Below are 12,149 nucleotides of genomic sequence, written 5' to 3' on the forward strand. Positions count from 1 at the left end.
GAGGCACGAGCATGAAATCACTACTACGATTTCCGGCGGCCCGGTACGCCGCTATCAGCAGTTCGGTCGCCGTTGCGCTGGCACTCAGCCTCGGGTCGCCGCTTGCTGCCTGGGCGCAGAAGGACTTCAAGTCGCCTGAAGAAGCCATGACTTCGCTCGGCAATGCTGTTGCGAAAGACGACGAGGCAACATTGAAGGAATTGCTGGGTGCCGACTTTCGGACACTCATCCCGCCCGTGGGTGCCGAGGCCCGGAGCCGCTTTCTGACGGCCTGGAACACATCACATGCCGTTCAGGCGACGGACAGCGAACGTGCCGATATCACGGTGGGCAACGATGGCTGGACGCTTCCCATCCCTCTCGTGAAATCGGCCAAAGGCTGGCATTTCGACACGCGCGCCGGAGCCGAGGAAATGCGCTTGCGCCGCATCGGACGCAACGAGCTTGCCGTCATGCAGACGATGCTGGCGGTCTACGATGCGCAGCGCGAATATGCCGAGACCGACCACGACGGCAGTGGCGTGCTCGCCTATGCGAAGAAGCTATCGAGTTCGCCTGGCAAGCGGGACGGCCTGTACTGGCCGACTGGTCCTGATGAAAAGCCAAGCCCGCTTGGGGCCGCCTTCGTGACGGCGGGCGCGAAGGCCGGGCAGGCCGGCTACTACGGCTACCATTACAAGCTGCTCACCTCGCAAGGCCCTCACGCCCCTGGCGGGGCGTACAGCTATATCGCAGACGGCAAGCTCTTTGGCGGCTTCGCCGTCATTGCCTGGCCAGTTCGCTATGGGGATACCGGCATCAAGAGCTTCATGGTCAGTCACGTGGGGCAGGTCTACGAGCGTGATCTTGGCCCCGACGGCGCGGCGAAGGCGGCGGCGATGAAGTCATTCGACCCCGGCCCCGGGTGGGCAAAGGTGTCACCTTGATGCGCCTTCTGCTCGCCGCTGCCTGCGGCGCCCTCGTCGCGCTATCGGCATGCACTTACTACACCGCCCCGGCCGGCACCGTCGTGATGACGCCAGCCAGCTACGATCGCTCGTTCGCCGCCGCGGCAGGTGCCATGCGCGACGAAGGACTGGCTATCACCGTCCAGGACCCGGCGAACGGCACCGTCGTTGGAAATTTCGACAGAAGCATCGTGACGGCCAGCGTGCGCCAGCAGACCGATGGCAGCGTACGGGTGCAGTTCGACTCCAGTGACGGACGCGACCCGACATTGCTTCAGCGCATCTCGCGCAGCTACGACCGTCGTATGGGACGATAAAAGTTCTCAACATTTAGTTGCCGTAGTCTTCTCCTCCGCATGCGCGTGCAACGCCGGCGGCGTAGCGTTTCCGCCGTGTGTCTGGAGGAAGTCGCAGGCATTGACAATGTCGTTCGCGAGAAGCTCCGCCACATTGCGGTTGATGTGCGGCCGGACCACCACCCGCAGGCTCGTCACCTCCTCGGCGTTTGGCGGCATAGAGTAAGCCGAGAGCACCCAGCCTTTCTCGCGTACCTTGTTCGATACATCGAATTCGTTGAAATTCTTGATTCTCTTGGCGAGCGTCACCGCTACCACGGGTATCCGCTGCGCCTCGTTCATGACAGTGAAGTACTCGCTCTTGACAAGGATCTCTCGTAACGCGATCGCATTGTCCAGCGTATGCTGCATGACTCTCCTGTAGCCTTCGAAGCCGAGCCGAAGGAACATGTAGTACTGAACAGCGACCTGAAAGGCGTTGCGACTGAAGTTCAGCGTCGCGGTTGGCATTTCGCCGCCCAGATAATTGACATAGAAGACAAGGTCCTCGTTGAACACCTTGCGTTCGCGGAAAATGACCCACCCAAGGCCGGGTGGCACAAGGCCATACTTGTGTCCCGAGGCATTGATCGACTGCACGCGCGGCAACCGGAAGTCCCATTTGTAGTCGGGGTACAGAAACGGATTGACAAAGCCGCCCGATGCGCCGTCGATATGCATGGGAATCGCGATGCCGGTTTTCTTCTCGTAGGCGTCAAGCCAGTCATGAATGCCCTGGATGTCGTCGTCCTCGCCAGTGAAGGTCTGCCCGGCAATCGCCACGACGGCGATTGTGTTTTCATCGACGTACTTGTCGAGCTCTTCCGCCGTCAATCGATAGTTCCCCGGCCGCAAAGGCACGATGCGCGGCTCGACGTCGAAATAGCGAAAGAATTTTTTCCATACGATCTGCACGTTTCCGCCCGTCACCATATTGGGCTTGCTCGCGTCCTTTCCTTCCCTTTCCCGCTTCTGCCGCCAGTTCCACTTGTGCGCAAGACCGGCCAGCATGCACGCCTCGGAGGAGCCCACCGTTGCCGTACCGTAGGGCTCCACGCCCTTGGGGCCGTTCCAGAGCTGATGCAGCCACTTCACCATCCGCGTTTCCATCGCGAACACCTGCGGATACATGTCGTGGTCGATGTAGTTCTTGAATATGTTTCGCTTTGCCGTCTCCGCGGCCTCCGGTTCAGCCCACGTGGTCACGAACGATGACATGTTCAGCATGGGGTTCGCATCGGTCCATTCGGCGCTGATGGCAACTGCTGCCGCTGCACGTGCGGACATTCCGTCTTTCGGAAACTCGTCCTCCGGGATCGAGTAGTTGAATTCGTCATAAGGCGTGATCTTCTCGATTGGCGTACTCATCCGGCGCTCCTCATCGTGAAAAGAAGTTTCTTACGAAGGCGTGAGCAGTTGGCAGGATCGCCAGACTATCCAGGGCCTGATGTCTATAAGACCTTGTTCTTGTCGAGTTTCTTGCCGGTCGCGTTGTTGTAACGATCGACATAGTCGGCAAGCAGTGTCCGGATGGCTTGCCCGATCTTTCGGTAATCCGACTCGTTCAGATTGGCGAGCGACACACGTCCGGACGGATGCGGCGTGCCGAATCCGCGTCCGGGCAGGAGTACGACGCGCGCTTCGCGGGCCAGCCTGAAGAGCAACTCCGATGGCTCGGTATTCTTGATGATCCACTCGACAAATTCGCGGCCGTACGCGCGCTCGCTGAGGAACTCCATGTCCAGGATCGTGTAGTAATCGACCTGATTGGGATCGTCGTCCTCGAAGGAAATGCCGATCTCTTCATAGAGCACGCGCTTGCGATTGCGGATCAGGCGCTTTAACGCACACTTGTACGAATCGGGCGTGTCCATCAGCGAGAACAGCGAAAACAGCACCATCTGCACCTGTTGCGGCGTCGACAGGCCGGCCGTATGGTTCAGCGCGACCGTGCGACTGTCGGCGACGAGCCGGTCGATGAACTTGAGCTCGTCCGGCTCCGTCGTGATCGACTCGTATCGCGTGTGCAGTTCCTTCTTCACGTCCTTCGGCAATTCGGCGATCAGGCGATCGAGCACGTTGTCGCGATGCGTCGCAATCGTGCCGAGTCGCCAGCCGGTCGCGCCGAAGTACTTCGAAAACGAGTACACGAGAATCGTATTCTTCGGCGCGAGCGCGAAGAGCGAAACGAAGTCATCGGCGAAGGTGCCGTATACGTCGTCGGTCAGCAGAATCAGATCAGGTCGTTCCTTGACGATATCCGCGATCTGCTGAAGACTTTCATCGCTGATTCTCACCGACGGCGGATTGCTGGGATTCACGAGGAAGAACGCCTTCACCTTCGGGTCGCGCAGCTTGTCCAGTTCCTTCTTCGAGTACTGCCAGTTGCTTTCGACGCCGGCGTTCAGATTCACGACATTCAGTTGATAGTCGTTGAGCCGCGGAATCTCGATGTATGGCGTGAAGATCGGCATGCCGAGCGCGATCGTGTCGCCGGGCTTGATCAGCCGGTTTTCACGCATCGTGTTGAAGATATAGGTCATCGCCGCGGTACCGCCCTCAACGGCGAAGAGGTCGAATTCGCCGACGAACGGATGCCTGCCGATCATCTCCCGCCGCAGATATTGCCCGACGATGATCTCGGACAATTTCAGCATCCGGTCCGGCACCGGATAGTTCGAGGCGAGAATGCCCTCGCACATCTCATACAGGAAGTCGCCCTCTGACAATCCGAGCTGATCGCGCACATACGACACGGCGCTCGCCAGGAAGTCGATGCCCGGCACGCCTTTGTTCTCGCGCAGGAACAGTTCGAACCGCTCGGCCAGCCCGTCGCGCTTCGGAAAGCCGCCGAGCCCTTCCGGCATATAGGCAAACGAACGCTCCGCTTCGCGCATCGCAAACAGACCGAGTTGCCAGAAGCCATGGCGCGGAATGGTCGCGACGAAGTTCGGATTGCCGCGGCCGGCATTGAGCATCGAAAGGTTCGCCGGTCGCTGAACCGCGCCACCGCCCGCCGCCTTGATCAATTCGTCTTTGAACTCAAACGGACTGAGTGCCGCGAGCCTTGCGGCCTTCCCGGCCTCCATCTTTTCCGACTTGGACATGTGCTTCCTCCAGAACTTGGTTTTGCGGCCGGACCTCGGCGGCACCGATGCCTGCGGGCTAACTCAGAATCATCACGACCACCATGCCCCAGATAGTCAGGAGCGTGTTGCCGACTGCGTAGGTCACGGTGTATCCCAGTCCCGGGATCTGACTCTTCGCAGAGTCACAGATCATCCCCAATGCCGCCGTCGTGGTTCTCGCTCCGGCACACACGCCCAGCAGGATGGCGGGATGGAAGCGGAACACATAGCGCGCGATGAACATGCCAAGGATCAGTGGAATGGTGGTGGCGAAGATGCCCCACAAGAACAGGCTGACACCGAGGTTCTGCAGGCCGGCAACGAAGCCGGGTCCCGCGGTGAGGCCGACCACGGCGATGAACACATTGAGTCCGACCGAGTTCATGAACCAGACCGTAGGCTCCGGGATACGGCCGAAGGTGGGGTGTATCGCCCGCAGCCAGCCAAACACGATGCCCGCTATCAGTGCGCCACCGGCAGTCGACAGCGTGATCGGAATGCCGGCGACATGGATGACGATGGCGCCCACCATCGCGCCAACGGTAATTGCCAGGCTGACGAACGCCACGTCTGTCAGGTTGGTCGGTCGATCCAGTACACCGAGCACTTTCGCGGCGGCGCTCGTGTCCTGCGTGCGTCCGACGATCGTTATCGTGTCGCCCCGTTGCAGCTTTGTGCTTGGCAAAATGGGAATCTGCGTTTCCGTGGGGCCTCGCTTGATCTTCCTGAGAAAGACGCCTCGCGCAAGCGGCAAGCCGGCGAGTTCCTGCAAGGTCTTTCCCTCCACTTCCTTGCTGGTCACATACACGTCCACCCCTTCTACCGGTACTGCCAGCAGTTCCGGGTCGTCGACTTCCACCGCTCTCCCCTTGCGGACCGGGACGAACGAGTCACCGCCGTTGCCGGAAGTCGTGCCCCCTGCCCCGAGCGCCGAAAGCAGCTGCTCGCGGGGGCCGGCTACCGCAACCAGATCATCAGACTGCAGCACGAAATCCAGGCTTGCCTCGTGGATAACGCCCCCGCGCCTGATGCGCTCAATAAACAGCCGCGTCCCTTCGGGCCGAAGTGCTTCAACCTGGCTCACCGTCTTGCCGCACACGACGCTTTCTGGCTGAACCCGATAGGCGCGCAGCTCATACCGGTGCCAGGCCTGGCCCACACCACCCAGTTCCGTGGTACCGCCCAGACTGGCCTCGTACTCCTTGCATGCTGCGACCAGGTCGATGCGCAGCAGCTTCGGTCCGATCGTCGCAAGGATCACCGCCGAGCCTATCGTGCCGAAGATATACGACACGGCATAGGCGGTGGGCATCGCATCCAGCAAGGCCTTGGCCTGCTCGGGGGGCAGCGCGAGCCGGTTGATGGCGTCTGTCGCCAGTCCCATCGAGGCCGAAATCGTCTGCGAGCCGGCAAAGAGTCCCGCGGCCGATCCTATGTCATAGCCTGCCAGCTTCGCCGCGACAATCGGGGCGGCCAAACACAGCAGACATTGAACGACAGCAAACAGTGCCTGTGGCAGGCCGTCTTTCGCGATACCACGCACAAACTGTGGGCCGACCCCGTAGCCCACGGCGAACAGGAACATCAGGAAGAAAACCGATTTGACATTGGGCGAAACCGTGATGTGAAGCTGCCCGATCGCAATGGCCACCAACAGGGTTGCCGTCACGGCACCCAGACTGAAACCCTTGAAGCTCTTCCCGCCAACCCAGTAGCCGATGCCAAGAGACAGAAATATTGCAATCTCGGGATACTGCCGTAATGTGTCTGCTAGCCAGGACATGGTAGCCCTCGTCTGTGGTTACCCCCGATCACACAGAATGTGAGAGGTATCTGTAAATGAATCATTAACTCACTTTATTTTTCGGCGCCGTATGAAGGAATACGAAACCTTGTCCGGATGAGACTGGCGTGTGTCACCTGGCGGCAATCCTTCGCTTTTTCGTTGACCAGACTCGACAGCCGATGGATATGCATGCTCAAAGGATGGCTTACGACTTGTCACGCGACAATAGGACTTTGGTCCGATAGATCCAGAGCGAACGCCTCGACCTTTATCACTCGCGCGAGACGCGGCGATGAAGACAACATTCCGGCAGATCGCCGCCTACACTACTCGATGACGAATCTGGCATTGTCGTTCGGGCGAACCATCCGCCGCTCGGTTCGGGACGCGTCGGTCCGCGCCGTACGAAGGGACCAAGGGGATCGGTATGGACAAGACAGTTTCGCGGAAGCACCCGGGCGCTGCGCCCGGAACCGTGATTCCGAAGTTATCCGCTGACGAACGTGCTGCCAAAGGGCGAGCGCTCCGCGACCAAGTGCCGCGTACGTCCCACGCCGGATGGAAGCCGCGGGAGGATCGCCGCGATCCGGTCGAACTCATCTGCGAGGCGAATGCGGGCCGTATGCTCCAGTTGATCCCCATCCGCCTCGGACGCATGTCGGCGTCACCCTTCGCGTTCTACCGTGGTTCGGCCTCGCTGATGGCGGCGGACCTCGCGACGACGCCCACGAGCGGAATTCGTGTGCAGGCGTGCGGCGACGCCCACCTGATGAATTTCGGCGGGTTCGCCACGCCGGAGCGCAATGTGATCTTCGACATCAACGATCTGGATGAGACATTGCCGGCACCTTTTGAATGGGACCTGAAGCGGCTTGCTGCGAGTGTCGTGATTGCGGCGCAACACCTGGAGCTTCCGCGCAGCGACGCCGGACGTGTGGCCACTGACCTCGTGCGCGAATACCGCGAACGGATGGTCGACTACGCATCGATGCGCGTGCTCGAGGTCTGGTACGACAGGATCGATATCCAAAAATACGAGGATCGGTCTGCCGATCCTGTCGTCATGGCGGAGATGCGCAGGCGGATAGCGGAACGGATCGAAGCGGAAAAGCGCAAAACGGCACCTGAGCATGTGTATCCAAAGTTCGTCTCCGACGAAGGAATACGGCCCAGAATCAAGGACGAGCCCCCGCTGATTTTCCACCCGACTCCGGACCTGGCTCCCGGACTTGAGTCGGGTTATTCGGAAGCCCTCGCCGTGTATCGCGAGAGCCTGCCCGAACATATCCGGACGCTGTTTGACCGCTTCCACCTGGCCGACCTCGCAATCAAGGTCGTCGGCGTGGGAAGCGTCGGGACGATGTGCGGCGTGGGCCTGTTCATGGCCTCGGACAACGATCCGCTATTCCTTCAAGTGAAGGAGGCTCGGGCCTCGGTTCTCGAGCCGTATGCCGGAAAGAGCCTGCATCCGAATCATGGCCAGCGCGTCGTCGTGGGCCAACGCATGATGCAGTCCGCGAGCGACGTGTTTCTCGGATGGACCCGCGGCATGAACGGCCGCGATTTCTACGTTCGTCAGCTTCGCGACATGAAGATGTCCGCGATCATCGAGGACTGGGATACGGGACTGTTACGACAATACGCGAGGATGTGCGCGCATGCGCTGGCTCGCGCCCATGCCCGCTCCGGTGATGCTCCGATGATTGCCGGCTATATGGGTTCCGGGCAGACCTTCGACGATGCGGTCGGCGAATTCGCGACTGAATACAGTTCTCAGAACCGGAGCGACTATCGGGCATTCATCAGGGCGATCAGGGAAGGTCGGATCGAGGCACAAGCCGATGGCTGAAAGTCCATCGTACGCCGTCACATAAGCACGGGTGCGAGAAGCTGGCCCCTCCGGCCGATGGCCCCCATCCTTTCACGCGTTCCATCAGACACATGTCATCCGATCGGCCAACCCCTGAAGGCAGGCAAGCGGCAAACACGGCGCCGGGATGGTTCCGCTGGCTGCCGGGCCTGGGGATGCTCAAGACGTATCAAGCCAGTTGGCTGCCAAAGGATCTGGCTGCCGGCCTGGTATTGACCACCATGCTGGTACCCGTCGGCATTGCCTATGCAGAGGCATCGGGAGTGCCCGGCGTCTATGGCCTCTACGCGACGATCGTTCCGCTGCTCGCCTATGCCATTTTTGGTCCCAGCCGAATTCTCGTCCTGGGTCCGGACTCCGCACTTGCAGCACCGATACTTGCCATCGTCGTACAAGTCGCGAGCAACGATCCATCGCGTGCTATTGCTGTGGCCAGCATGATGGCGATTGTTTCCGGCCTGTTCTGTATCGTGATGGGACTATTGCGACTCGGCTTTATTACGGAACTGTTGTCCAAGCCGATTCGCTACGGCTATATGAATGGAATCGCGTTAGCCGTCCTGATCAGCCAGTTGCCCAAGCTCTTCGCTATTTCGATTGACGAGCAGGGACCGCTGCGAGACCTCCTGAGTCTCGTCAATGCCATTGCTGACGGGAAAGCCAACTGGTACAGCTTCGCGGTGGGCGCGGGGAGTCTTGTACTGATCCTGTTGCTCAAGCGATTCGAGAAGCTGCCATCTATCCTGATCGCGGTCGTCCTGGCGACGCTGTGCGTCACCGTGTTCAACCTGGATAGCGTTGGCGTGAAAGTGCTCGGAAAGATTCCGCAGGGCCTGCCAACTTTTGCGTTGCCATGGGCGAGTGATGCTGATCTGGTGAAGATACTGCTCGGTGGCTGCGCGGTCGCACTGATATCGTTCGCGGACACCAGCGTGCTGTCGCGAACCTTCGCGGCACGTTTTCATAGTCGCGTCGATCCTAACCAGGAGATGGTAGGTTTGGGGGCGGCCAACCTGGCGGCAGGGTTCTTTCAGGGCTTCCCGATCAGCAGCAGCTCCTCGCGAACACCCGTGGCCGAAGCAGCAGGTGCGAAGACGCAATTGACGGGCGTGGTCGGCGCGTTGGCGGTGGCGACCCTTCTGATGGCAGCGCCGAATCTGATGCGGTATCTGCCCAATAGTGCATTGGCTGCCGTCGTCATAGCCGCGGCCCTCGGCCTGTTTGAAATCGCGGACCTCAAGCGCATCTATCGCATCCAGCAATGGGAGTTCTGGCTCTCGCTCGCCTGCTTCGCCGGTGTCGCGGTTTTCGGCGCGATTCCGGGCATCGGCATGGCGGTGGCGATCGCGATCATCGAATTTCTGTGGGACGGCTGGCGGCCTCATTTCGCCGTTCTCGGTCGCGTCGAAGGTTTGCGCGGATATCACGACATCAAGCGCTATCCGCACGCCACGAGAATCCCGGGGCTCCTGCTGTTTCGCTGGGATGCCCCTCTATTCTTCGCCAACGCCGAACTCTTCCAGGAGCGCCTACTGGAAGCCGTGGAGGAATCGCCATCGCCCGTAAAGTGGGTGGTGGTCGCGGCCGAACCCGTGACCAGCGTGGACGTTACGTCCGCCGACATGTTGCGGGAGCTGAGCCGCATACTGAATGAGCGCAGCATCGCGTTTCATTTCGCCGAAATGAAGGATCCCGTGCGCGACAAGCTCAGACGTTTTGGGCTGATCGACGTCATCGGCGATGAGCGCTTCCATCCTACCGTGGGAAGTGCAGTCGATGACTACCTCGACAAATATGGCAGTGCATCCGAAGAGGCTCTCCCCCACGGACAGCGGTCGTGATCGACCTTTCCCTGGACTCAAAAACTCACGGCAAATCCAAACGACACACCGTGCACATTGTGTCCAAAGACGTATCTCATGACTGCACGCGTGCGGGTGATGACGATGGGATAGGTGCTGCTATCCAGTTCCAGACCTACGCCCAACGACGTGAGATCGTTGAAACCGAGTACCCCCGCGCTGTCACCGAAGTAACGGGAGTAGGCGAATTCCAGCACATAGCGGATCGGCCGGTCCAGGGCGTGCCAGCCTGTAGGCGCGCGCCAGCGCGTCCACAGGCTCACCTGCTGCGCCATGGCCGAACCCTGAACGGCGTCGGAAGAGCCACCGAAGCTGCGCAGGTAGATATCGGTCGCGCGCAATTCAGCGTCAATTTCGTATGCTTCGCGGTAGTGTTCATAGTCGAGCATCAGCGAGCCACCATAGCCATATGCGTCCAGCGACCCGTTCTCGAGGAACTGGAGGTCGCTGTCCGTCACACGGTTGATGATCGACTGCCCTACTTTCAGATCGCTCGAAACGCGTCCGATCGTACCGTTGAGAATCGGACGGAACACGAGTTCATCGGTGACCCGGAAATCCCAGCCGATACCGACCGTGCCACTCAAGGTGTTCCATCGGGTCGGCAACGGACGCTGCTCGGCACCGTCCGTGGCAATGAACGTCGGGTCATAGCGGCTATAGGCAAGCGTGCCCTCAACATATAACGGAAAGGACTTGCTGAGTGCGAATCCGCCTCCCAGTTGCGACTGACCGAAGGCTGGGTTGTCGGTGGCACCATTGTTGATCGAGAGCGAACTGGTGGTGACATCGGGGACTGTCGTGTAGGTCATGACAGCAAGCACAGCGTCGGCGTGCTGCTTCACGTTGCCGCCGACAATGGTGCGGCTCGACAGTTGACCCGGTGTTCCCTGGGCGTGAGCCTGAAACGGCAACGAGGTAAGGAGCAGACCCACACTCATCCCCCAACAGAATGTGCAACGCCACCGCTGCCGCCGGAGGGTGGTCCTCTCCTGGAGTCCTCGCCGATCGCCGTGTCGACTGCAAGCCGACTCAATGGTCCGAAGCCGCATCATTCGCTCCTGTCAATTGACGCGTAGGTTGCTTCCCAGGTTGATGACCGACATCCGACTGGCGTCGCCCGTCACATTTCCGGTCGTCCAGACCAGAATGTGCTGGACCACTTAGACATCTCATGACGTTGCACAACGAGTGTGTGCGACGTCATCGTACGCGTTGCCGGTTCTCAAAAATCTGGAGCATCAGACACGCGTAGACCGTGACCGCCAGAAAGAGCCCCATTCGCACTGCAAACGCCCTGTAGACATCCTTCCCCGCCACACTGTCCTGTACGGATTGGCCCAGCAGGATAATCATCGTGACGAGGCTGTTGAGCCAGAAGCCGGGCGAATATCGGCTCGGGCTGATGCCATACAACTTGCGCCCGACCAGCAAGCCGAATAGCAGCATCCACAAAAAGAACATCCACAGATCCACGAAGAACCTGAGTGCAAACCAGAACACAATGGCGAGCAAACCGCCGAGCAACGTAGAGCCGAGCAGCTCGCGCGCCGCACCCCGGGCCGTCGTTGCGCAGCTCTGTCTGCCGAGGCTCACGGATTTCATGATGATGGGCATGTAAGCAGCGGGGTCGCTCATGGCAAGCAGCCACGCGGGCATGACGACGAGCGCAGCGCGTAGCGCGATCCGGCTAGTCTGGTTATCCGGCATGATGCGGGCGGCAGGCTCCGGCCGTGCGCTCACGGGTTCGGGAAACAGTCCGTGAGTCAATCCCGATACCAGCACGGCGAGCAACAGCCCCTTCACCAGCGCGCCGACGACGGTCACGGCCAACTGGAAGTCAGCCGTACCCGCTGCGGAAACCATCGTCAGCCCGGCCACCAGAAAGGTGGCGACCAGATTATTCCCGCTGCGCAAACCATAGCGAAAAGCGAGAAAGAGTGTGATACCGATCAGCAACACGCCGGCAACCGGGTAATAGCGAAGCACCGGGACGAGCAACAGGCCACTGCCCGTTGTCAACGCCACGACCAGCGTGAAAGCCAAGCCTGCCTTGAGCGACAACGGCCGGTTCTGCGTCGCGAGCAAGAAGACGGCAAACACCGGCGAGACGACCGGAATCGGCAGGTCCAGCGCAAAACTGACTGCGAGGCAAAGCGCCGTACCGACAGCAATGCGAAGCGCACGATAACTGAGGCGCTGGGAATCGGGTTGCATGGTC

Annotated in this window: 9 protein-coding genes; 4 read left to right on the top strand and 5 right to left on the bottom strand. The window is 60.2% G+C overall.

Features of this window, described 5'->3' with window-relative positions; all coding sequences use genetic code 11:
• Nucleotides 1-11 precede the first annotated feature (11 nt).
• Both HV670_RS13830 and HV670_RS13835 read left to right on the top strand, forming a co-directional pair.
• Nucleotides 12-926, top strand: a complete 915-nt coding sequence (locus tag HV670_RS13830; RefSeq protein ID WP_175105357.1) for a DUF2950 domain-containing protein — start codon at nt 12-14, stop codon at nt 924-926.
• Entirely contained in the window at nt 926-1,264 is a 339-nt protein-coding gene (locus tag HV670_RS13835) for a hypothetical protein (protein ID WP_175105358.1), read from the top strand. Before HV670_RS13830 ends, HV670_RS13835 begins: the two co-directional genes overlap by 1 nt.
• 6 nt (nt 1,265-1,270) lie before the next feature.
• Here HV670_RS13835 and gad read toward each other — a convergent pair whose 3' ends face one another.
• The 3 genes from gad to aspT all read right to left on the bottom strand — a co-directional run bounded on the left by gad (nt 1,271) and on the right by aspT (nt 6,193).
• Nucleotides 1,271-2,650, bottom strand: a complete 1,380-nt coding sequence (gene gad, locus HV670_RS13840) for a glutamate decarboxylase (RefSeq protein ID WP_175105359.1) — start codon at nt 2,648-2,650, stop codon at nt 1,271-1,273.
• An 83-nt stretch (nt 2,651-2,733) separates the two neighbouring features.
• Nucleotides 2,734-4,389, bottom strand: a complete 1,656-nt coding sequence (locus HV670_RS13845; protein WP_175105360.1) for a bifunctional aspartate transaminase/aspartate 4-decarboxylase — start codon at nt 4,387-4,389, stop codon at nt 2,734-2,736.
• Between the two features lie 58 nt (nt 4,390-4,447).
• Nucleotides 4,448-6,193, bottom strand: coding sequence for an aspartate-alanine antiporter (gene aspT / locus HV670_RS13850; RefSeq protein WP_175105361.1), 1,746 nt, complete (start codon nt 6,191-6,193; stop codon nt 4,448-4,450).
• A gap of 430 nt (nt 6,194-6,623) precedes the next feature.
• Between aspT and HV670_RS13855 the strand changes: the two genes are divergently transcribed.
• Together HV670_RS13855 and HV670_RS13860 are read left to right on the top strand one after the other, a co-directional pair.
• Nucleotides 6,624-8,045 (top strand): DUF2252 domain-containing protein, encoded by a 1,422-nt coding sequence (locus HV670_RS13855; protein ID WP_175105362.1) that lies wholly within the window; start codon nt 6,624-6,626, stop codon nt 8,043-8,045.
• A 92-nt stretch (nt 8,046-8,137) separates the two neighbouring features.
• Entirely contained in the window at nt 8,138-9,907 is a 1,770-nt protein-coding gene (locus HV670_RS13860; RefSeq protein WP_175105363.1) for a SulP family inorganic anion transporter, read from the top strand.
• Between the two features lie 17 nt (nt 9,908-9,924).
• Here the strand turns inward: HV670_RS13860 and HV670_RS13865 are convergent, their stop codons facing one another.
• Entirely contained in the window at nt 9,925-10,869 is a 945-nt protein-coding gene (locus tag HV670_RS13865; protein ID WP_175105364.1) for a hypothetical protein, read from the bottom strand.
• Nucleotides 10,870-11,131: 262 nt separating this feature from the next.
• Nucleotides 11,132-12,145, bottom strand: a complete 1,014-nt coding sequence (locus HV670_RS13870; protein ID WP_175105365.1) for a DUF2955 domain-containing protein — start codon at nt 12,143-12,145, stop codon at nt 11,132-11,134.
• Nucleotides 12,146-12,149 lie beyond the last annotated feature (4 nt).

The sequence above is a fragment of the Pararobbsia alpina genome (genome assembly GCF_902859895.1).
Taxonomy (GTDB): Bacteria; Pseudomonadota; Gammaproteobacteria; order Burkholderiales; family Burkholderiaceae; genus Pararobbsia; species Pararobbsia alpina.

What these genes read in the sequence shown, in the direction of transcription:
- HV670_RS13830 (WP_175105357.1), top strand. Translation starts at nt 12, where the DNA reads ATGAAATCACTACTACGATTTCCGGCGGCCCGGTACGCCGCTATCAGC.
- HV670_RS13835 (WP_175105358.1), top strand. Translation starts at nt 926, where the DNA reads ATGCGCCTTCTGCTCGCCGCTGCCTGCGGCGCCCTCGTCGCGCTATCG.
- gad (WP_175105359.1), bottom strand. Translation starts at nt 2,650, where the DNA reads ATGAGTACGCCAATCGAGAAGATCACGCCTTATGACGAATTCAACTAC.
- HV670_RS13845 (WP_175105360.1), bottom strand. Translation starts at nt 4,389, where the DNA reads ATGTCCAAGTCGGAAAAGATGGAGGCCGGGAAGGCCGCAAGGCTCGCG.
- aspT (WP_175105361.1), bottom strand. Translation starts at nt 6,193, where the DNA reads ATGTCCTGGCTAGCAGACACATTACGGCAGTATCCCGAGATTGCAATA.
- HV670_RS13855 (WP_175105362.1), top strand. Translation starts at nt 6,624, where the DNA reads ATGGACAAGACAGTTTCGCGGAAGCACCCGGGCGCTGCGCCCGGAACC.
- HV670_RS13860 (WP_175105363.1), top strand. Translation starts at nt 8,138, where the DNA reads ATGTCATCCGATCGGCCAACCCCTGAAGGCAGGCAAGCGGCAAACACG.
- HV670_RS13865 (WP_175105364.1), bottom strand. Translation starts at nt 10,869, where the DNA reads ATGAGTGTGGGTCTGCTCCTTACCTCGTTGCCGTTTCAGGCTCACGCC.
- HV670_RS13870 (WP_175105365.1), bottom strand. Translation starts at nt 12,145, where the DNA reads ATGCAACCCGATTCCCAGCGCCTCAGTTATCGTGCGCTTCGCATTGCT.